This window comes from Oxalobacter vibrioformis, from assembly GCF_027118995.1.
GTDB lineage: Bacteria > Pseudomonadota > Gammaproteobacteria > Burkholderiales > Burkholderiaceae_D > Oxalobacter > Oxalobacter vibrioformis.
Map to the genome: position 1 here is coordinate 392,231 of NZ_CP098242.1, position 22,140 is coordinate 414,370.

Consider the following 22,140-nt stretch of genomic DNA (forward strand, 5'->3'; position numbering starts at 1 on the left):
AGATGGTTTTGCTGGTTCCGGCACAACTTTCACAAGGATAAGCTTTCTTTAGGCAAAACAGAACCATTATAAAAAAAATGCCCGTTCATTCTGCATTTTTTTGTTATAGGACAAACAATCCGTTGTCACGAAAAGCCATTTTTCGGCGAATGCCTCATAGAAAAGAGTCATCGCCAGGAAAAGAAATCATGCAAATGCCAGCGGAATATCACTGTTTTTATAGATCTCCACACACCCCAGCTCAGAAATCCGGATACCCAGATCATGGTTTTTCCCGGACGGACGTAACAGTGCGTTGTCCTTATCCAGGTTCCGGGCCTCATGTTTCTTTTTTGCCTCCCTTCCTGCAAAGATATCTCCCTGTGTGCCTAAAAGGAGCACCCCATCCAGGGCACACAATTCGGCACGGATTTTCCTCGGAATTTCATGAAATTTTCTGGTGCCAAGAATGGTGGTCAGAAAACTGTTTCTTTCTGCCTGTAAAACCGGGGAAAAACGAAAACGCGAGTGAATACGTTCCAGCCGCTTCTGTTGGCGCTCCGGATCATCAAGAATACCGATACGTGCACCTTTCCCGTCAAAAATCAGATCCAGCAAGGTCAGGTAAACCGCTTTTCTGACTTCTTTTTCTTCCTGTGTAATGTCCTCGGAAAAAACTTCATCCATGATGGTACCGTGAGGAAAATAACGCCACTGAGAAAAAATCCGGGCAAAAACCAGCTTTCTGTCCTTAAAAAGAAGGATATCGCCTCTTTCTGTCAGCCTGATAACAGCCTTGTTGCGATAATCGGTCCACATCGCAATATCGGCGACCGATACCGGAGCAAACGCATTCTGCTGTTTTTTTGCCTGGACCGCGGTTGAGTTGATATTTTCAACTGACTGGATATAACCGTTCCGGTCAATCGCCAGAAGGGTTTTATCAGTTGATCCAATCGAACGGATCAATCCATCGTCAAACATGGTGAAAATATTGCAGCCGGTATTTTTCTGGCGGTTGAAATAAATACCCGTGGTATGCACGGACAGCGCTTCCGTACCGGTTTTTCCGGCCCACTCCTTGTACATCTGGATCAGGCGAAACACCAGGTCGCCATAGTCCCTGCTAATATGAAAGGCAACCACACGCTCCACCACTTCCTGCACGTGGAGACAGTCGGCTGCCCTGTCTTCCCCACTCATCTGGCGCAACCCGACAATAACATCCTCAATCAGTTTTTTTTCCTTGGCACTGAAAGGAAGACGCCTTTGGAAAATAAAATAGACCCGGCTGTTTTCACTGACAAAAATCTTTATTCTGTGCTGCGTATCATAAACAACAGGGCTTAATGGCCTGACCGCATCGGTATACGGACCGCTCATGATAGCGCCATAGGTGACAGGCTGGATGTAACTCTCAAGAATATCCCTGAAAATGGCAATATCGCTTTCTATTTTTTCGTATGATTTATTCATCCTGCCCCCGCCTGGTTCTTTGACTTTTTAAAAAGCTGTCATGCAACTTTTGCCCCCGGGATTGACCGGAATTGATATCGCCTGTCTGTCGTCCTGACAATGGTTCAGCCGGATGAGAGCCTGTTTTTCGCCATACCAGCACAGGAGACGGTGGATGTGTTTTTATCCATATTGCCTGGTAAAGCGCTTTTGTCTCACACTTCATCCGGGAGAGCGGCTGTGACATTGATGCAGTTCGTCTGATACCACTTTCGACCAATCTGGTACAAAAGTTGCATAACAGCTTTCATACCTGAGAGGCAGTTTAATTATTGCGACCACATCAAGCAATGACTAAAAATAAAAGCTTTTTTCCAAAAATGGAATGATAAAAATAGCAGTTGGTTTTTCCACTAGGGTCAGAATCAGCCTATGCATTGATCCGCATGTGGTCGGCATTGGCGGCAGACATCATCAGCTTGATCCGGTTGATCTGGTTAACCTCACTGGCACCGGCATCATAATCGAGCGCAATGATATTGGCTTCGGGGTAGCGGTGTTTCAACTCCTTGAAAAGCCCTTTACCGGTAATATGATTCGGCAGGCAGCCGAAAGGCTGCATACAGAGAATATTGGATACGCCGTTTTCGATGAGCTTCACCATCTCTGCCGTCAACAGCCACCCCTCACCCGTCTGGTGTCCATGAGAAACCAGGTTTTCCGCTTTTTTCCGGATCTCGCTGAAACGTTCAGGCGGAGAAAAGCGCCTGCTTCGCTTGAAGCCAAAGCGCGCCGACCATCGTATCAGTTCCAGGCTGAACATATTGGACAACCCCCTGACATAATCCCGCCAGGAGCCAGCAAGATGCCGGTAATTGAATATATGGTTATAAAAAGAGTACAGGGCAAAGTCCATCATATCCGGAACAACCGCCTCCCCCCTTCCTGCTCCACGACAGAAACGGCATTGTTATTCGCGTCCGGATGATATTTGAGCAGGATTTCACCTACAAGGCCGACCCGTGGACGGCGTTCTTCTGTTTTTAACGGCAGACGGTCAAACGCACGGATCATGCGCAGCATATTCAGGTCAAAAAGCAGGATGCTTCCTGAGGCGATGCTTTTCTTTCCTTTTTCCGCCCATTCCGCTGCCAGCCGTTCAGCACTGCCCGGCTCTGCCTCATACGGGGTGACGCGGCAAAGCACCCGCATCAGGGCATCACCATACTGTATCGCCATGATGATCCGCTTTAACAGCTTGCCGGAAAAACGGATGCCCTGGGTATCTGCCAGGCTGCCCATGTTAAAGGAGATAATCGGTATATGATCCAGCGAAGCATCCTGCAACGCTTTTCTTAAAAATGCGATGTAATTGGTCGCCCGACAGCCCCCGCCTGTCTGGGAAATCATCAGCGCTATACGGTTTTTGTCATAGCCGCCTTTTAAGATAGCCTGTAACAACTGGCCAACCACGACAATCGCCGGATAACAGGCATCGTTATTCACATATCGCAGCCCCAGGTCAATCGCCTCCCTGTCGACTGTCGGCAGTTGCACGGCCTTGTATCCTTCAGAAGCAAAAACCGTTTCCAGAAACTGGAAATGAACAGGGGACATTTGTGGAATCAGGATGGTATGCGTATTCTGCATTTCACGCGTGAATCTCGGAAACGGCCTGTGCTCGATCAGCGGATAAACTTTCGGCTCCCGTGTCGCACGCTCACGCAATGTCGCCAAAAGGGAACGGATACGGATACGTGCCGGCCCCAGATTGACGCCTTCATCAATCTTGATCTGCGCATAAAGGCCGCCTTTTCGCCGGATAATTTCTTCAAGCTGGTCAGCGGTAATCGCATCAATACCACAGCCAAAAGAAACCAGTTGAAGAACAGCAATATTTTTCAGGTCAGCCGCATAAGCGCCTGCCCGGTACAGGCGCGAATGATAGGTCCACTGGTCAACCACACGCAATGGCCCCGGATCAGGCATCAGATGGGCAACCGCATCTTCCGTCATGACAGCCATGCCAAATGAGGTAATCAGATCGGCAATGCCATTGTGGATTTCGGGATCCACATGGTAGGGATGCCCTGCCAGCACAATACCAAACCGCCCGGTGGCTTCCAGCTCTGCCAGCACCTCTTCACCCGCACGCTGCATGTCTTTGCGAAAACACGCCATTTCGTCAAAACCGGCCTTGACGGCGGCTTCGATTTCCCTTGGGGGAATATCTGAAAAGGGCGCAATATCACGCAGCCGCCTCGCCAGTATCCTGCGATCCATCGGCAAAAACTGATGAATGATCGGAATATTGTTTTCCTGCAAAGCCGTGATGTTTTTGGCAAGCAGTTCCGGATAGCCAATGACAACGGGGCAGTTGTAATTACCCGCCTGCGTCACGAATTCTTTCTGCTCATTTGGCAGACAGGGGAAAAAGATCTGGTCCACCTTACGGTTGACCAGATCAATCACGTGCCCGTGCGCCAGCTTGGCCGGATAGCAGACTGTCTGCGAGGGAATGGTTTCATACCCCTGAAAATAAAGTTCCTTTGAGGAAGGGGAAGACAATTCGACACGGAAGCCCAGGCGGGTGAAAATCGTAAACCACAGCGGGTAGTTTTCAAAAATATTCAGCGCTCTCGGAATACCGATCGTTCCCCTTTTTGCCTCTTTTGCCTCAAGCGGCGCGTAACTGTTGAAAAGACGCTCATATTTGAAAGCATACAGATTCGGCGCCGTCTGCTTTGCCGCACCAGCGCCACGGTCACAGCGATTGCCCGAGACAAAACGGGTCGAATCAGAAAATGTGTTGATCGTCAGCAGGCAGCTGTTGGCACACTGCCGGCAGCGGGATGTCATCTTCCTGACAGAAAAACTGTCAATCGCCTCACCATCCAGAAGACGTGACCCGCCGGCTGCCGGACCGCGATCTTTAGCAATCAGTGCCGCGCCATAAGCGCCCATCAGGCCGGAAATATCCGGACGCAAGACCGTACAGCCGAGCTCCAGTTCCAGCGCCCTCAAGAGCGCGTCATTGGCAAAAGCACCGCCCTGGACAACCACATACTTGCCCAGATCATCGACATTGGTGATTTTCATCACCTTGAAGCAGGCATTCCTGATAACAGAGTAAGAAAGGCCTGCGGCAATATCACCGACTTTTGCACGATCCTTCTGTGCCTGCTTGACCTTTGAGTTCATGAATACGGTACAGCGTGTGCCAAGATCAACCGGTGATTTTGCATTCATGGCGGCTTCGACAAACCGGGGAAGCGGCATCTGCAAAGAGCCGGCAAAATTTTCGATGAAAGAACCACAGCCGGCAGAACAGGCTTCATTGAGCTGGATACTGGAAATAGCGCCATCGCTGATACGCATGCACTTGATATCCTGTCCGCCAATATCCAGGATAAAACTGACTCTGGGTTCGAAAAAACGGGCGGCAGTAAAGTGGGCGACTGTCTCAACCTCATCAATATCGGCATTTAACCCTGCCGCCAGCAACTGGCTCCCGTATCCGGTAACGGATGTTGCACGAATATGCAGGTCCGGTTGCTTGCGCGCATGGATTTCCCGAAGGATATCTATCGCAGCGGACAGGGGATCCCCTTTGTTGGGGGAATAGGATGAATACAGCAAATTGCCGGCGTCATCTATCAGTGCCGCCTTGATAGTGGTTGAGCCGCAGTCGAAACCCAGCCAGGCATCGCCCGTGCACGCTTCCAGATTACGCCTTTCAACATGCTCCGCCGCATGCCGCGTGTGAAAATCGATGCGTTCTTCTTCAGTGCGGAAAAGCGGAAAAAGGGCTTTGGTATCTTCTATCTCCGGGATATTTTCCAGCCGCTGAATCAAGTCATCCAGGCTGACAGCAGGCGCTTCATGCCGCCCGGCATGAAGCGCTGCACCCAGCGCGACAAAGTATTCCGCATACTCGGGAAAAATGGCTTCCGATTTCTCCAGCTTTAACGTTGCAACAAAACACCGGCGAAGCGATTCCAGAAAAGCCAGCGGCCCTCCCAGGAAAACCACCTTGCCTCGGATAGGCCGTCCCCGGGCCAGACCACTGATTGTCTGATTGACAACCGCCTGCATGATCGAGGCGGCAATATCCTCACGGGAACACCCTTCATTTAACAATGGCAGAACATCCGTCTTTGCAAAGACACCGCAACGGGATGCAATCGGGTAAATGGTGCGATGCCGCAATGCGAGCTTGTCGAGACCAGCCGCATCGGTCTGCACAAAAGAAGCCATCTGGTCAATAAAGGCACCAGTTCCTCCTGCACAGGTTTCATTCATGCGCTGGTCAAGACCACCGGTAACGTAGGTGAGTTTGGCATCTTCCCCGCCGAGTTCAATGACAACATCCGCATCGGGAATCCGTTGACGGATACTGAGTCCAGACGCAATGACTTCCTGGACAAAAGGCACATTGAGTTCTGAAGCAAGAGAAATAGCACCGGATCCGGTCAGACTGACCTTCCATTCAGCGCAATTCATGGTGCCGGCAATTTCCTGCAGAATAGCGGCAATACTCTGCCGGACTTCGGAAAGATGGCGCGTATATCTGCTGAACACAATATCACCAGCGGCATTCAGCACAACCGCTTTCACCGTTGTCGAACCGATATCCAATCCAAGGTAAACGCCGGACATTGTCATCCAATCACTCCCAAAAAACAGCAATTGTATGGAAAATATGAACTGCAGATTAGCTATTTAATAGTACAACAAACTTCCTGAAATGATGGCTTCCTCCGAGGAAATATTTTCAAGAAGCAGGCTGTCCCCACCCAGCCGCCGCCAGTAACCGCAACGATTGTATGCTGTGCACTGACGACAGCAATGGCTTCACTGCTGTTCTGATAAGCCAGAAAAGCCAGCTCAAGATAAGCTTCATTTTTTGATGCGTTTCCAGCAGCCTGGCAAGGCGCGGTATTTTGAACAGCCATTTCAACAATGCATTCATCAGGATGACCTTTTACGCGTTTACTTTCCAGGGCGTGTTAACACGCCCTGGTTTAACCTTGTGATACGTTGCATAAACAAAAACGCGAATGTATAAAACTGCTCTCACCATAACAGCTTAATATTTCCAAAATCATAACGCAATAATTTAAAATAAAGGAATCTTTCCAAAAATGAAATGGTCATGAAAAACATACTCAATGATATGCCGCTCTTCGTAGAGGTTGCCAAGCAGAAAAGCTTCACCGCTGCAGCCGATATTCTGGATATACCGGTTTCAACGCTTTCCCGCCGGATCTCCACCATGGAAAAAGTGCTGGGGGTGCCATTGTTTCTGCGGAATTCCCGTAATGTCGAACTGACTGAAAGCGGAAAAGCATTTTTCGAGCATTGCGCTTACATTGTTGAAAATGCGATGAGCGCCTGCGAAGCGCTGGTACAGAATATGAATGCCCCGGCAGGTGCTGTCCGGTTTTCCGCCACCAATGACAGCTACAATTTCATTTTGCCCGCCCTGAAAAGCTTTGCCGCAGCCTGGCCCCGGATACAGCTCCATATCCGGTTTGCCGACCGGTGGGCTGATCTGCTCACCGAGCCATACGACCTCGACATGCGCATTGGCCCGCTTCCGGATTCATCACTCAGGGCAAGAAAACTCAATTCTGTGGAACACGGGTTGTATGTTGCACCAGGTATTCTTGACGTTTATCCGTTACCCCGGACCCCCGAAGATTTAAGTGAAATACCTTGCCTGACTTCCATTCCCCACCCGGGTACGATATGGACACTGTCAAAAGGCAAAGAAAACCGTTCCATCACCATCTCACCTGCCTATAGCTTTAACAGCATGTTTGCAGCCATCGACTTTGCCCTCTCTGGCATGGGGGTTGTCTATGCGGCCAAAGCCCTGGTATTCAGGCATCAGCGGGAAGGGTTGCTGACACAGATACTGACTGACTGGACATTGCCGGATCTGGATGTCAATCTTGTCATGCCAAATCAGCAACTGCCCTTGCGCGTTCGTCTTTTTATGGACCATATCACGGCCTATTCTGACCAGTTAAATGAAGAACTGCGAGAGGAAATGAAGAAAAACAATTGATCAATCCCGGGGCTTTTGCATGCAGTTAATCCCTATCCGGACACATTGAAACACCCTGACCTATAACGGCATCCTTTGCATGATGTCATCAGACAGACACGATGATAAATCTCTACTCCTTCGTTCTTTTGCCTATATCGCACTCAGGCTGATTGCACCGCTGCCAATCACTATGACAGGAAAAATATGCGCTGCGCTTCTGGTTCTGCTGATTTCACTCAAGCATTACTTTTTCCAGAATTTTTTCGGGGGGCTTGCCTCACCTGATCTGCCACGTATTGTCATCATCCTTTCCGGCTGGCTTTACGTGACGCTGACCTTCCTTTTTGTCCTGCTTGTCATTCGTGATATCACCGGTTGTCTGCTGTGGATTGCAGGCAAAGCCGGATTTTCCGTCAACCTGTCTCTCACCGAATTGCCGTTTTCTCTTGGCATCCTTCTGATCGTATTGCTATGCAGCACATACAGCCTTTATGAAGCGATCCGGCGCCTCGATATCAAAAGAATGGAGGTCACCCTGACACGCCTGCCCAAAGCGCTGGATGGCCTGACGATTGTCCAGATAACCGACCTGCATGTGAATGCATTCAATCCGGCTCACAAGGTGAAAGAGTTGTCGAAACGGTCAACGGCCTCAACCCCGATCTCATTTTGCTCACCGGTGATATTGTTGACGGGGCAACTGTCAAACGGGAAAAGGATATTGCGCCCTTAAAGAACCTGAAAGCAACCTACGGTGTTTCTGGTTCAGCAGGCAATAATGAATACTATTCCGGCTATGACGCCTGGCAGAAAAAACTGCCGGAACTGGGCATTCACATGCTCAACAACAGCCATATTATCCTGTCCATCAATCAGACACCGCTTGTCCTCGCCGGCATTACAGATCCCGTAGCCGCTCAATTTCGCAAACCGGTTCCGAATGTCACAGAAGCACTTGAAGGAACGCCCCCTGTCAGAGACGGGTTATCATCAGGCAAATGAATCAACCTTTTTCGGAGTCTAAGGGGTTGCCGGATATCCCGCCTGCAGCAACAGACAGCCGGGAGACGCAATTCACTGGATATCAAGTGGAGAGACTGATCCCCCTTATGACTTGTCTTTTCCCGCCAGAGGAAAAGCCACGGATACCACCAGTCCGCTTGCCACATTGTTTTTCAACACGAGCCTGCCGCCATAGCGCTGGACAATCCGATTGACAATAGCCAGACCAAGCCCCGAGCCATTTGCCTGGCTTCGGGCATTATCGAGCCGGATAAAGGGGCGCAAAAGCCTTTCCCTGTCTTCCTCTGAAATACCTGGCCCCTGATCTGAAATCTCAATGACAACTTCTTCATTTTTCTGCCTGCAGAGGATACCCAATTCAACCAGATCCGTATTTTCGGCGCGACCATAACGTTCGGCATTGGAAACCAGATTGTTGAACATACGCTCGAAATCCGTCGCGTTTCCCCTGACAAAAAGATTTTGCTCCACACTGCTCTGAACCAGCACATCAGGAGCGCGCGCGGCCTCTATCGCCACTTTCTCCAGCAGCAAACTCATATTGACGGTTTCATTCTGGCCGGGAATGCTCAGGCGCGCATAATCCAGGAACTGTCCCACGATGGCGTCCATCTGCCGGATATCGGCTTCCATGCCGCTTTTTTCCTCTCCGGACAGACTCGACATCTCCAGCTCAAGCTGTATCCGTGTCAGCGGCGTACGCAAATCATGGGAGATGCCGGCAAGCACTTCTGTGCGCTCTTTTTCATTGCGTTCCAGCTCCCTGACCATCTGGTTAAAGCTGTGATTGGCATCGCGTACTTCTGCCGATTCCGTTTTTGTCTCCGGCAGCATTTCCGGCGTCTGGCCACTGGCAAACGTTCTGGCAGCCACTGCCAGACGGGCAAGCGGACGATTAATCAGGCCTGAAATAAAACCGGCACCCATCAGTGAAAGACCAAAACCCGCAACAGCCCACCATAACCACTGCCAGTTAGCCGGCCCTTCCAGCCGCCCGCGCGGCAGTGCCAGCCAGTATTCGTATTCATCCTCATCATCAATCTTAAAGCTGATCCAGAAACTTTCTATGCCATTGACCTTCCCGGATATCTTGGTACTCGGGCCAAGTTTTTTCTGGAGGATTTTCAAAAGAATATACCAGCGGTCGTTTTCCGAAATCGGCTCAATCTCATCGGTGGGTTCAAGAGTATAAATACGGATACCCTCATTACTGGCCAGATCAAAAAGCAGCTCGCGCCTTAACTCCGGATCGGAATGGGTCAGCGCCGCGCGGGTAATGGTGACAATGGAAACCAGTTGATTGGCAGCCTGCTCTGCCATTGGCTCACGTTCGACCATGCGAAAGCTCAGTACCCAGGCCCCCATACTGACGCTGATAAGGAAAGAAAGCAGGACAAAGGTACGCCAGAAAAGCCCGCTCTTCCACCAGGGCGTCAGTATCGAATTGACCTGAACTTCACTATTCATCATTTAGCCAAACCATGAAAACAGGGAAAATTACTGTGGCTGTCCATCCGGGATAAAAACATAACCCAGCCCCCAGACTGTCTGGATGTAAAAAGGATGCGCCGGATCAGGTTCAATCAGTTTTCTCAGACGGGATATCTGTACATCCAGGCTCCGGTCAAATACCTCATATTCCCGGCCCCGGGCCAGGCTCATCAGCTTGTCCCGAGACAACGGCTGACGGGCGTGCTGGGCAAACACCTTGAGCACGGAAAATTCACCGGTAGTCAACTGCACGGGATCGCCGTTTTTCTTCAGGGTACGGGTGCTCAGGTCCAGCTCGAAATCGCCAAACTGGAAAATCTGGGGCGTTTCCGTCGGTGATCCCGGAATTTCGTCCGGCTGTCTGCGGCGCAATACCGCACCGATTCTGGCCAGCAACTCTCTGGGGTTGAAAGGTTTGGGCAGATAATCGTCCGCCCCCATTTCCAATCCGACAATCCGATCCGTCTCCTCACCTTTGGCTGTGAGCATGATAATCGGCGTCATATCACCAGCGCCTCTCAATCTGCGCGTGATGGATAATCCATCCTCTCCCGGTAGCATCAGGTCAAGCACCAGCAGATCAAAGCGCTCACGCAGCCAGAAACGATTCATGCTCTGTGCGTTCTCAGCTGTTGTGACGGAAAACCCCTGTTCAGTCAGATAGCGGCGAAGGAGATCGCGCAGTCGGGCATCATCATCAACCACAAGAATTTTTGTCTGGCGCGCTGTCTTTTCCGGCATTTCGGCTGTACTCATAAAGAATATCCCAAATTCATGATGATTAATTGTAATGATAATGCCACACTAGAGCACGATAGTCCCTGCTTAAAAACAGCATTACACAAAGTTACAACTTAGGCTGCATTTTTACATTATTAGGCATGCCAATTCTGCATCTCTCCCCTAGAATAGGAAGCAGGCAAGTGTTTTGCCATAACAGGAACCTGAACAGACATGAAAGCCTCCCACAAAATCGCGATTACGCTTTTTTCCTTCGGTATTTTTATCGGGACGGCTCACGCGCAGGAGTCACACGAAGAAAAACCTGCGGAAACACCCCAGCAATTGGCGGCTGAAGATGAAACCTCATACGTTGGTTATGGTCGCAGGATGCGCCGCAATACCAACTATGATAATTATTGCGGCGATTCGCCCTGCTCGAACTACCGGCGGGCAAACCGGATGTCGCACCATGACCGGAAAATGCTTCGTCAGCAAGTCAATGAAGCAGGAAAAACGCTGTATCCGCAACGCCATCACTAAAAGCACCCGTCACGGATTTCACGCGTATCAACACTTTTTTAATATCCTGAAAAAAATAGTGCTATAGCTTTGTATTTATGGCATAATCCATGGTTTCGCGCTGCAGCATTTTTGCAGTGCACAGGATAAAAACCGATTTAAAACACCCAAGGCAAGTTGCCGGCAATCAGATCAGGATGCGGTATGGATCAATGAAGTGCTGGCTGGCTACCGAACAATAGAGGCAAAAATGAAAGAAGGCATTCATCCGGAATATCGTGACGTTGTTTTTCACGACATCTCATGCGATTTTAAATTCATCACCCGTTCAACCATCCCTGCCCGTGAAACCATCACGTTTGAAGGCAAGGAGTATCCTTACATAAAGGTTGAGGTTTCTTCCGAATCGCATCCGTTTTACACCGGAAAATACAAGATTGTAGATACCGCAGGCCGCGTGGAAAAATTCCGCCAGAAATTCGGCAAAGTCGGCTCCAAAACACATGTGGCAGGCTGACACTGCAACAGCATACAAAAGGCAGCTTCGGCTGCCTTTTTTTTCCTGTTCATGCCAAACTGATACCTGAGCTATTTTCAAGACAATGCCAGACACACCATCAAGACCTCCCACCGCCATGAAGCCTGTTCGTCTTCCGGCTTCAGCAACGCTGACGCTGCCGCGCTGGGGGCTGATACTGTTGTGCCTGCTTTATATCCTCCCGGGTCTTTTTGGCCGTGACCCCTGGAAAAACATTGATGCCGCCAACTTCGGTGTCATGTGGACCATGGCCAAGGGAACATTCAATGACTGGCTGTACCCGAATATAGCCGGACAGGCCATGTCGCGCTACGGTCCCATGACATTCTGGGCCGGTGCCATCTTTATCAAGGTTTTTGGCTGGTTAACCGGTGCCGTAACGGCAGCCAGAATGGCGACTCTTTTCTTTTTTTCACTGGCTGCCTATTCGGTCTGGCAAACGGCTTTTCTGCTGGGCCGCCGCACCGAAGCGCAACCCATGCGGCTTGCCTTTGGCGGCCACCCTGAACCCGATGATTATGGCAGGGTACTTGCTGACGGCACGTTACTGATTTACCTCGGCTGCCTGGGCCTGATCATGTTCAGCCATGAAACCAGTGTCAATGCGCTTTACGTGGCCCTGATCGCCTTCACCCTCTTCAGAAGTACCTGTTACGTCACCAGACCCGGAATAAAAAATGCGGTTCTCCTGGGATTTTCACTGGGCTGTCTTGCCCTGACAAATGGGCTGATTACCCCCGCGGCGCTCTATCTTGGCTTTATTGCCACCGTATTTTTCTTGCCTGGGCTCCGTTCACGCACACTATCGCATCTGTTGATCGCGCTTGTGGTCACGCTGGCCCTGATTTTTTCCTGGGCAATTGTTTCACAGGCCATCCATCCCTACAACGGCTCCCCGGTGAATCTCTGGATGCAATGGAATATCGAACAGATAAGCCCTCCCGATCTGCATTCCAGCAGTTATGTTTTCCGGTACGCGCTTTGGGGATTCTGGCCGGCATGGCCTTATGCCTGCTGGGCGGTATATGCCTGGCGCCGCCAGTTGCGTGAACCGCACGTGATGCTTCCCCTCCTCTTTGCGCTTATCTTCTTTTTGCTGGCTGTCCTGAATTTCCAGAAGGAAGAAACGCTCATGCTAGCCATGTTTCCGCCACTGGCAATTCTTGCCGCTTTTGGCCTGCCCACCATGAAGCGTGGCGCTATCAATGCCGTGGACTGGTTCTCCGTCATGAGTTTTACACTTGTCGCCGCGGTCATCTGGGTATGCTGGATCGCTGCACAAACCGGCTGGCCACCAAAAATTGCACGCAATGCCCTGAAACTGGCACCCGGTTTTGTGCCGGAATTCAATATCCTGGCGCTCCTGATCGCGACACTTGTCACCATCAGCTGGTTTGCCCTTGTTTACTGGCGGTTGTCCAGACAGCCTTCTGTGCTCTGGCGCGCTGTTGTCCTCTCTTCCGGCGGCGTTATCCTGTGCTGGCTGCTTTTAGCCACACTCTGGCTGCCGTGGATCAACTATAACAAGAGCTATGCGCCTGTGGCAGCCGAACTGGCGGAAAACATTCCGGACAAGCATATCTGTGTTGATACCAACGTCGGCTGGGCACAGCGTGCCTCCTTTGCCTATTTTGGCGATATCCGTTTCTCGGGATTTCATGAGGATACCTGCGGCTATCTCCTGCTGCAGGATACCACGCCAAAACGCAACCGACCGCCTTCGCCGGAGTTCATGAATGGCATGAGGCTGCTGTGGGAAGGAAACAGGCCAAGCGACCGCACCGAACGCTTCCGCCTGTACCAGTACCAGCAGCACAAATGAAAAATGTTCAGCTTGCATCGAAAAACCTGACTGTCAGTGTCGCCAGCCTCGCCTGGCCCATCCTCATCGCGCAACTGGCCGGTATCGCCAACCCCGTTCTTGATACCATCATGGTCGCCCGCTTTTCAGCAACCGACCTGGCAGCACTGGCAATCGGCGCTTCCATTTATGTCAGTGTCATTGTTGCGCTCAATGGCGTCATGCAGTCGCTGACACCTACTTTCGGGCAGATGTATGGCGCCGGCCAGTTCAGGGAAATTGGCCGGGAAGTCAAGCAGGGGGTCTGGCTGGCCATTTTTCTTTCCTTTATTGGCTCACTCATTCTCTTTTTTCCGACACCGCTGCTTTCCATTGCCAGGGCGCGACCTGAACTGGCAGAAAAAGCGACGCTTTACCTGCGCATCCTGGCATTTTCCCTGCCAGCCACCCTCAATTTTCTCGTTTACATTACGCTCAATAACGCCATTGCACGCCCCAAAATGGTCATGGCAATTCAGGTATGCGGCCTCTTTCTCAAGGTCCCGTTAAATACCCTCTTTATTTTCGGTGGACTGGGCCTGCCTGCCATGGGCGGACCAGGATGCGCACTGGCGACACTGTGCCTGACCTGGTTCATGCTGATAACCGGCTGGCTTATTCTCAAACTGAATCCCTTCTACCGCTTCCTGCATCTCTTTGGTACCGGCATTGCCCTTCCCGACTGGCGTTCGTTAAAAGAATTGCTCAGGCTGGGATTACCCCTGGGGCTGAATTACTTTATTGAAGTCACTTCGTTTACTTTTATGGCACTCTTTATCGCCCGTATAGGAGAAGATGTCGTTGCTGGGCATCAGATTATTGCCAATTTGTCCTCCGTTCTTTACATGCTGCCGCTGGCAACCGCCAATGCCACCAGCACCCTGGTCGCACAATCCATCGGCGCGGGCAATCTTCTCCTGGCCAGAAAAATTGCCTTTTCGGGCCAGCGCCTGGCAGGCTGTATCGCCATTTTTGTCGGCACCAATGTCTGGTTCTTTAAAGACTTTATTATCGGGACCTATACGTCCAACCCGGTCATCGCAAAAAACGCCCTGCCGCTCATCCTGTTTGTCTGCTGCTACCAGTTTTTTGACGCAATACAGGTCACTGCCGCCCATATCCTTCGGGCATACAAAGTCGTGCTTGCCCCCACCCTGCTTTATTTCATGACGCTGTGGTGCGCCGGTCTGGGTGGCGGCTACCTCCTTGCCTTCAATATTTTCGGGCTTGATCTGCCCTCCCGCATCACCAATGCAGCCGGCTTCTGGTTCAGCAACGGGGTCAGTCTCGTCTTTTTGGCAACGTTTCTTTTTATCCTGCTGAAAAGGGTGGAAAAACAGGCTGCCGGCAATATTGCCTGAATCTCTCCTGGGTACCCCAGCGCAATTGTTTTTCATGATCTCCCGCATGAAAAACCCATAAAAAGCATACCAAAATGGTATTCTCTGAATCAGCAGGATACCTGAGGAACCGCTGATTAATGTGTTTTGGGAGATGAAGTACAAGGCAAACGGAGCAGCAAGCGCGGCATATCTCGGGATAGACAAGCTTGCGAGCAGCGAAGAGCGCAGCAATTCGCTCACAAGGCACATTAATCAGCGGTCCCTGAGACTTTTCCGCGCAAACCGGTGTACCCATGAAAAACATCAGACTGACGTCCAGTAACCCGACCCTGAGTATCGCCAGTCTTGCCGTGCCCATCCTCATCGGCCTTCTTGCTGCGGTTGGCAATCCGGTTCTTGATACCATCATGGTTGCCCGCTTTTCATCAACCGACCTGGCCGCCCTGGCTGTCGGTGCCTCGATCTATGTCAGCATTTTTGTTCCGCTTGCCGGCATGATGTCATCACTTACGCCCACATTCGGCCATTTTTATGGTGCCGGCAATTTCAGAGAAATGCGTGATACCGTCAAGCAAGGCATCTGGCTTGCACTTTTTATTGCCGCTGTCGGATCCACCCTGCTTTCTTTTCCGGGCGCGCTGCTTTCTTTGGCCAAGGCTCCCCCCGAGTTGGTAGAAAAAGCCACGCTGTACCTGCGTGTTCTGGCATTTTCACTACCTGCCTCCATGTGTTTTTTCGTTTACAGCACACTGAATAATGCCATCGCACGCCCTAAAATGGTCATGGCAATACAGGTAAGCGGCCTGCTTCTCAAAATTCCGCTCAATATTGTTTTTATCTTTGGCTGGTTTGGCATACCTGCCTTTGGTGGACCAGGATGCGCCATGGCAACCGGACTACTGGCCTGGTTTATGCTGGCAGCCGCTATCGCCATCCTCCGCTTGGACTCTTTTTACAGCTTTTTACATCTGTTCGGCAGTGGCTTTGTCTGGCCGCGCTGGCATATGCTTAAAGAGCTTCTCAAGCTGGGTATTCCGATGGGCATGAACTCATTTATCGAGATAACGTCCTTCACATTCATGGCCCTTTTCATTGCCCGTATTGGCGTCGATATTGTCGCAGGCCACCAGATCGTCGCCAATATTTCCACCGTACTCTATATGCTGCCTCTGGCAACTGCCAATGCCACCAGCGCACTGGTCGCACAATGCCTTGGTGCAAAGCGGCTTCCGCTGGCAAGACAAATCGCCTTTTCCGGACAACGCCTTGCTGTGTGCATTGCCATAGTGATTGCCATTTCTTCGTGGTTTCTTCGGCATCAGATCATCGGTGCTTACACATCCAATGAAAGCATTGTTACCACGGCGTTGCCGCTGATTACCTTTGTTTGTTGCTATCAGTTCTTTTTCGCTTTTCAAATTACTTCCGGCTATATTCTGAGGGCCTATAAAGTTGTACTGGCGCCAACCCTGCTGTATTTTCTGACCTTCTGGTGCGTCGGACTGGGTGGAGGCTACATACTGGCATTCGATGTATTTCACCTTCAGCCGCCGGCCAGGATCACAGGAGCTGGCGGATTCTGGTTCGCCTACAGCATTAGCGTTGTACTGCAATCCATGAGCCTGATGACACTGCTCAAAACCATTCAACGGCGCACCGAAAAAAAGCCGCTGAAGCGGCTGAAACGTCCTGAAGAAAATCATTGCAGAATCAGGCCTTTCTGTTGTTAGAATAGAAAAACAGCTGCAAAAACGCAATGTCATCATCAACAAGGGAGGAACGTATGAGCAACGATATCATCTGCCTGGGCAAATCCACGCTTGACCTTATCTGGCCTCTCGAATCCCTGCCGGGAAAAGGCGGTAAATTCATTGCTCGTGACTTTATCCAACTGGGCGGCGGCATGGCTGCCACTGCTGCGGTTGCCGTATCACGTCTCGGCCGGAAGGTCGCCTTTTACGGACGGGCCGGAGATGACGCCGCCGGCCATGCCATGCTGGATGAACTGGCTGGCTATGGTGTGGATGTTTCCCAATTTCGCCTTTTCCCCAACGCACGCTCTTCTGTTTCCGGCATTCTGGTTGATAAGGAAGGCGAGCGAGCCATTGCCAATTTTCGCGGCGCTGACATCCCTGATGAAGCGCACTGGCTTGATCTCGATGATGTGGCACAAACCCATGCCGTACTTGTCGATGTCCGCTGGAAAGAAGGTGCAGTCAGCATTTGCGCCAAGGCACGCGCACATGGTATCCCTACCATTTTAGATGGGGAAATTGCCGATCTGGACATCTATGATGCCCTCCTGCCCCTGGTTGACCATGCGATCTTTTCCCTTCCGGGGTTACGTTCATATGGTGGTGCCGTTACCAACCATCTTCAGATTCTCCAGAAAGTACGCGAACAGGGCTGCAAGGTGGCTGCCGTTACCATGGGAGCACAGGGCTGCCTCTGGATAGACGACAACGGGGTTCAGCATCAGGCGGCCTTCGGTGTGAATGTGGTCGACACAACCGGTGCAGGCGATGTCTTTCACGGCGCTTATGCTGTCGCGCTGGCAGAAGGTAAAAATACCGTTGAAGCCATGCGCTTTGCCAGTGGTGTTGCGGCACTCAAATGCACCCACTACGGTGGCCGGGCCGGCATCCCGGATCGGGAGGAAGTCGATGCTTTCCTGGCAGAACAGTTCTGTTAGTTGAAACATGACCGGATCGCTTCGCCTGTTTTTTGCCCTGTGGCCGGATGAGTCAACACGAAAAGCGCTGTCAGCATGGCAATCAGCCGTTTCAGGAAGAAAAGTGCCTCCGGAAAATCTGCACATCACTCTGGCCTTTCTGGGAGAACAACCTGCCAGCGCTGTACCTGAACTGTCCCGGATTCTTGAACAGGTCTCTTCTGATGCCATCGGCCTGAAACTGGACAGGATGGGGTACTTTTCACACAGCCGGATCAGTTGGGCGGGAATGAAAGCTATCCCGCCTGAACTCACACAGCTTTATAAAGGGCTTGCCACCGTACTCGCAGAAAAATCCATTTCCTATGACAGGCGAAACCGTTTCAAACCGCATATTACGCTGGCGCGCCATTCCAGCCGGACAGAAACAGCAGATTTAAAACCCATCACATGGCATGCCAATCATCTTGTTCTGGTGGAATCCCGCATCAGGCAGGATAAAAAAGGAAGTCATCCCCAATACATCCCGGTTGCAGAACGTATGCTGGGCAATTAACCCACTCCATCATTCTCTTCTTTCCTGTTTGCGTTTTCAGCCAGCCGCCGCAAAACAACAGATGCCGCCACCATGCCAAAAGATGCGGTAACGGTGACAGATGTGCCAAAACGCAATGAATCTGTTTCAGCAAGCGCCCTCTCTTCCAGTATATCGGGCAATGCTTTACTCACGCCCTCCGGGTATCGCAGTGGCTCAGTTGAATAAACAGCATCGATGCCGAAAGGACGGAGCCCGCGGGGGAAACCGTATTTCTGCCTCAGACGTTTTCTGACACGGGCCAAAAGCGGTTCCTGCTCCGTCCGGCACAAGTCACAAACGGCAATTTGTGTCGGATCCGTCTGCCCGCCCGCACCGCCGACTGTCACCAGGGGAATCCCATTTTCGCGACACCAGGCAATCAATGCTGTTTTGGCAAACATATCATCGATGGCATCAATCACATAATCAAACGCCTGATTGCCCAAAAGCGTTTGCGGATTTTCCAGCGTCACCTTTTCTGCCACTTCCCGTACCCTGCAGGCCGCATTGATCTGCCTGATACGCTCGGCCAGCACACTGATCTTGCTTTTGCCCATCGTATTCTGTAGCGCCTGGATTTGCCGGTTTTTGTTGGAAGGCGCGACACAGTCCGGATCAATCAGGGTCAGATTACCAATACCGCTCCGTGCCAGCGCCTCAACTGCCCAGGAACCAACCCCGCCAACACCGATAATGCAAACATGGGCCTTCTGAAAGCAATCGAATGCTGCTTCTCCATATAAATGCCGGACACCCTCAAAGCAAATGCGTGGTTCAAGTGCCTCTTCCCGGTCATGTGCTGTCTTTTCTGCTGATTTATTCATCGCGCAATTTTAACCAAACCTTTCCAAAAAGCCTATCCAGTTCATCCACACCGTTTTCATCAAAAAACCGGCGGTTAATCATTATCTGTAATCGACACCCTGAAAAAGTTGAGGTAAGATTGTTAATAGTATTTTGGCAACGCAGTAACTGGCCTTACTTTTTCCAGGTTCTGTTTATCTTGGAATATTTCTCATCATAGGTGATATGAGAGCAATGTTTCCTCAGCTGAAAAGTTATCCTGCCGGGATGATTCCCATCTCACTGGCGAGTCTGGCGCTTTTTCATGCCAAAAAGGCCTCCCCCCGTTTTCTGCGCAATATTCCTCGACAAGACATTCCTCCACAGCGAACAGCCGCTTTTTTCAGTGCGCTTGCCCTGTTGTGGAAATGTTGAACTGAACCCTGCATCCAGCCTGTTTGCTGACAGGAAATCAAACAACTATCGGCATAAAAGGAAATACATGACATTCAAAAAAGAACATATTCATTCAATCTGATAAACACTGCTGTTTCAGATCACACCATTGAATAGGAGGAAGCATTGTGTTCTGGGAAAAAAAACTAGAAAACTGGGTTACCAATTTCAAAAAGGAATCCAGCATGCCGCTCCGCGTCGAAATGTGGAACGGAAATACCTACGATTTTTGCGATGGTACGCCTGCCGTTACCATCCGTGTTCCGGCGCTGGAGTCACTGCATTACCTGATCAAACCATCATTGGATAATCTTGGCACTGCTTATGTCGAAGGCAAGCTCCATATCGAGGGCAAACTGACCGACATGATTGATATCGCCAATAGAATGGCTTCCGGATTTCACGATACCGTATCAGATAGCGCCGCCAAGTTCAGAAGATTCTTTGGTGGTTTCCACAGCCGTAAAGTCGACAGGGAATCCATCGGTTATCACTATGATGTCTCAAACGAGTTTTACCAGCAATGGCTCGATTCGCGCATGGTGTACTCCTGTGCCTACTTTGAAAACGGGGATGAAGACCTTGCGACCGCTCAGGTAAGTAAACTCGATCACATCCTGACCAAGATACGCGTTCAACCGGGCAACCGGCTGCTTGATATCGGCTGCGGATGGGGCGGACTTGTCATGCGCGCTGCTGAAAAATTCGGCGCAAAATGCGTTGGCATCACACTCTCTGAAAATCAGTACAATCTGGCACGGGAAAGGGTAAAAGAGGCCGGCCTGGAAAAACAGGTCGAAATCCGCATGCAGGACTATCGTGATGTCAAGGAAAGATTCGACCGCGTCACCAGTGTCGGTATGTTTGAACACGTTGGCCTGCGTTATCTCGAAAGCTATTTCAAAATTATGCACGATCTGCTGGAAGATGATGGTATCGCAATGAATCACGGCATTACCTCCTGTGATCCTGACAGCAATGAGACACCATTCGGCGGTGGGGAATTCATCGAAAAATATGTGTTCCCCAATGGGGAGCTTCCCCATATCAGCATGGTGCTGAAAACCATGCAGGAAGCCGGCCTCGAATCTCACGATATCGAAAACCTCCGCCACCACTATGCCCGCACCTGCGGCATATGGGCGGAAAACTTTGAAAACAATACCGAAGCCATCAAAAAAATTGTCGATGACAAGCGTTATCGCATCTGGCGTGTTTATCTCGCAGGGTGTTCATACGCCTTCTCTGCTGACCGGATAGCCCTTTATCAGATCCTCTGTACCAGATCAGGAAAAATGAATCCGATCCTGCCCTGGTCAAGGCGCTATATGTATGAAAATTAATGGCAATTTCTGATATCAGTACCAATCGCCCGGTATTTTTCCGGGCGATTTTCTTCAGGCCTTGAGGCGCTCTGAAAACAGACGGCGGAACTGAGAGACTTTCGGCTCTATGACAAAAATACAATAGCCCTGCTCGGGATTATCCTTGTAAAAATTCTGGTGATAATCCTCGGCAGGGTAAAATTTCGTGAAAGCCTCCACCTGCGTCACGATGGGAGAAGACCAGACACCGGCCATCTCCGACATGACTTCATGCACTATCCGCTTCTGCTCGGGCGTATGGTAAAAAACAGCCGAGCGGTATTGCGGCCCGATATCATTTCCCTGACGGTTTGGCGTGGTTGGATCATGCATCATGAAAAATATCCGGAGAATATCGCCATAAGCGATCACATCCGGGTCAAATGTGATATTCACCACTTCAGCATGCCCTGTTGTCCCCTGCGAAACCGTCTCATAGGTCGGGTTATCAACATGTCCACCGGTATATCCCGATACAACAGACTCTACGCCTTTCATGTCCTGGAAAACGGCTTCGAGGCACCAGAAACAGCCTCCACCAAGCGTTGCAATTTCTGTAGCCATCATTTTCTCCTTCTCAAGCTTTTTCTTTACTTTATCCTAAAGTGGAAAAACCTGCCTGATGCAGGACAGATTAGGTTTTCCTTCTGCTTTTGGTCAAAAAATGCTTTCGGGAAAATATTCCCCGGACAAGTTGACGAACACAGCAAAATACATAAGAATGAATTTGCAGTGCACGTGGATCATTGTGGAAAACTGTTCTTGTTTCGCGCTGATCTGATATTTCACTATCATCGTTTTTTCAGGGGAATACCATGTTTAAAAAAATACTAATACCAACCGATGGTTCACCTCTTTCAAACCAGGCTGCGCTTGAAGGCATCACCCTGGCCAAACAGATCGGCGCAGAAATTGTGTGCATTTACGTGGCACGTGAACGTCAGAATCCAGCATTCGATTTTTCGGATGTTCCGATAAAAAACCAGATTTCACCTGAGGAATATGAAGCGGCTGTTGCTACAGCAGGCAACGCGCTGATGCTTCCGCTTCGCGAGGCGGCTGAAAAGGAGGGCGTCAAATTTACCAGGCTGATTGAAATTTCCAATACAGCAGCCAACACGATTGTCCAGACAGCAGAAGAAAACGGCTGCGACATGATCTTTATGGGCTCTCAGGGCTCGGCCGGGTGGGCCAGCATGCTGTTGGGCAGTGTCGCCGCCAAGGTGGTTGCTCTGAGCCAGATGCCGGTAACCGTATACAAGGTCAAAAAGGCACAGGTTCCTGCCAAAGCAAAAATCAATATTGGTGTTCTGCCGATATAAG

Annotated in this window: 20 protein-coding genes; 12 read left to right on the top strand and 8 right to left on the bottom strand. The window is 50.6% G+C overall.

Annotation, left to right across the window (positions count from 1 at the left end):
- Positions 1-186: 186 nt before the first annotated feature.
- The 4 genes from NB640_RS02025 to NB640_RS02040 all read right to left on the bottom strand — a co-directional run bounded on the left by NB640_RS02025 (position 187) and on the right by NB640_RS02040 (position 6,389).
- On the bottom strand, positions 187-1,455 hold the full coding sequence (locus NB640_RS02025; RefSeq protein WP_269309474.1) for a hypothetical protein: 1,269 nt from the start codon (positions 1,453-1,455) through the stop codon (positions 187-189).
- Between the two features lie 409 nt (positions 1,456-1,864).
- Positions 1,865-2,353, bottom strand: coding sequence for a hypothetical protein (locus NB640_RS02030; RefSeq protein ID WP_269309475.1), 489 nt, complete (start codon positions 2,351-2,353; stop codon positions 1,865-1,867).
- Entirely contained in the window at positions 2,350-6,099 is a 3,750-nt protein-coding gene (locus NB640_RS02035; protein WP_269309476.1) for an acyl-CoA dehydratase activase-related protein, read from the bottom strand. The genes NB640_RS02030 and NB640_RS02035 overlap by 4 nt, the downstream gene beginning before the upstream one ends.
- A 53-nt stretch (positions 6,100-6,152) precedes the next feature.
- A complete protein-coding gene (locus NB640_RS02040) occupies positions 6,153-6,389 on the bottom strand; it encodes a hypothetical protein (protein WP_269309478.1) in 237 nt (78 codons plus the stop codon).
- 200 nt (positions 6,390-6,589) lie between these two features.
- On the opposite strand from NB640_RS02040, the gene NB640_RS02045 reads away from it, so the two are divergent.
- The 3 genes from NB640_RS02045 to NB640_RS02055 all read left to right on the top strand — a co-directional run bounded on the left by NB640_RS02045 (position 6,590) and on the right by NB640_RS02055 (position 8,491).
- Positions 6,590-7,507: a LysR family transcriptional regulator gene (locus tag NB640_RS02045; protein WP_269309479.1), complete on the top strand. Its 918-nt coding sequence runs from the start codon at positions 6,590-6,592 to the stop codon at positions 7,505-7,507.
- 79 nt (positions 7,508-7,586) lie between these two features.
- Positions 7,587-8,222 (top strand): metallophosphoesterase family protein, encoded by a 636-nt coding sequence (locus NB640_RS02050; protein WP_269309480.1) that lies wholly within the window; start codon positions 7,587-7,589, stop codon positions 8,220-8,222.
- Positions 8,159-8,491: a metallophosphoesterase family protein gene (locus NB640_RS02055; RefSeq protein WP_269309481.1), complete on the top strand. Its 333-nt coding sequence runs from the start codon at positions 8,159-8,161 to the stop codon at positions 8,489-8,491. The genes NB640_RS02050 and NB640_RS02055 overlap by 64 nt, the downstream gene beginning before the upstream one ends.
- A 105-nt stretch (positions 8,492-8,596) precedes the next feature.
- Here NB640_RS02055 and NB640_RS02060 read toward each other — a convergent pair whose 3' ends face one another.
- On the bottom strand, positions 8,597-9,982 hold the full coding sequence (locus NB640_RS02060; protein ID WP_269309482.1) for a sensor histidine kinase: 1,386 nt from the start codon (positions 9,980-9,982) through the stop codon (positions 8,597-8,599).
- 27 nt (positions 9,983-10,009) lie between these two features.
- Positions 10,010-10,759 (bottom strand): osmolarity response regulator transcription factor OmpR, encoded by a 750-nt coding sequence (gene ompR, locus NB640_RS02065; RefSeq protein ID WP_269309483.1) that lies wholly within the window; start codon positions 10,757-10,759, stop codon positions 10,010-10,012.
- A 198-nt stretch (positions 10,760-10,957) separates the two neighbouring features.
- Here ompR and NB640_RS02070 point away from each other — a divergent pair, with 198 nt between their 5' ends.
- The 7 genes from NB640_RS02070 (at position 10,958) to thpR (ending at position 18,193) form a co-directional block, all read left to right on the top strand.
- The gene (locus tag NB640_RS02070; protein WP_269309484.1) at positions 10,958-11,266 is read left to right on the top strand and encodes a hypothetical protein; all 309 of its coding nucleotides are present in this window, start codon (positions 10,958-10,960) and stop codon (positions 11,264-11,266) included.
- Positions 11,267-11,495: 229 nt separating this feature from the next.
- Positions 11,496-11,762 (top strand): type B 50S ribosomal protein L31, encoded by a 267-nt coding sequence (locus NB640_RS02075; RefSeq protein ID WP_269309485.1) that lies wholly within the window; start codon positions 11,496-11,498, stop codon positions 11,760-11,762.
- A gap of 85 nt (positions 11,763-11,847) precedes the next feature.
- On the top strand, positions 11,848-13,605 hold the full coding sequence (locus NB640_RS02080; RefSeq protein WP_269309486.1) for an ArnT family glycosyltransferase: 1,758 nt from the start codon (positions 11,848-11,850) through the stop codon (positions 13,603-13,605).
- Positions 13,602-14,984 (top strand): MATE family efflux transporter, encoded by a 1,383-nt coding sequence (locus NB640_RS02085; protein ID WP_269309487.1) that lies wholly within the window; start codon positions 13,602-13,604, stop codon positions 14,982-14,984. Before NB640_RS02080 ends, NB640_RS02085 begins: the two co-directional genes overlap by 4 nt.
- 275 nt (positions 14,985-15,259) lie before the next feature.
- Positions 15,260-16,696 (top strand): MATE family efflux transporter, encoded by a 1,437-nt coding sequence (locus NB640_RS02090; protein ID WP_269309488.1) that lies wholly within the window; start codon positions 15,260-15,262, stop codon positions 16,694-16,696.
- 53 nt (positions 16,697-16,749) lie between these two features.
- Positions 16,750-17,658: a sugar kinase gene (locus NB640_RS02095; protein WP_269309489.1), complete on the top strand. Its 909-nt coding sequence runs from the start codon at positions 16,750-16,752 to the stop codon at positions 17,656-17,658.
- 7 nt (positions 17,659-17,665) lie between these two features.
- Positions 17,666-18,193, top strand: coding sequence for an RNA 2',3'-cyclic phosphodiesterase (gene thpR / locus NB640_RS02100; RefSeq protein ID WP_269309490.1), 528 nt, complete (start codon positions 17,666-17,668; stop codon positions 18,191-18,193).
- On the opposite strand, the gene NB640_RS02105 is transcribed toward thpR, so the two are convergent.
- Positions 18,190-19,038, bottom strand: coding sequence for a tRNA threonylcarbamoyladenosine dehydratase (locus NB640_RS02105; RefSeq protein ID WP_269309491.1), 849 nt, complete (start codon positions 19,036-19,038; stop codon positions 18,190-18,192). The genes thpR and NB640_RS02105 overlap by 4 nt on opposite strands.
- Before the next feature lie 543 nt (positions 19,039-19,581).
- Here NB640_RS02105 and NB640_RS02110 point away from each other — a divergent pair.
- Positions 19,582-20,796, top strand: coding sequence for a class I SAM-dependent methyltransferase (locus NB640_RS02110; protein ID WP_269309492.1), 1,215 nt, complete (start codon positions 19,582-19,584; stop codon positions 20,794-20,796).
- 54 nt (positions 20,797-20,850) lie between these two features.
- Here NB640_RS02110 and msrA read toward each other — a convergent pair whose 3' ends face one another.
- A complete protein-coding gene (gene msrA, locus NB640_RS02115; protein ID WP_269310376.1) occupies positions 20,851-21,381 on the bottom strand; it encodes a peptide-methionine (S)-S-oxide reductase MsrA in 531 nt (176 codons plus the stop codon).
- Positions 21,382-21,632: 251 nt separating this feature from the next.
- Between msrA and NB640_RS02120 the strand changes: the two genes are divergently transcribed.
- A complete protein-coding gene (locus NB640_RS02120; RefSeq protein WP_269309493.1) occupies positions 21,633-22,139 on the top strand; it encodes a universal stress protein in 507 nt (168 codons plus the stop codon).
- Position 22,140 lies beyond the last annotated feature (1 nt).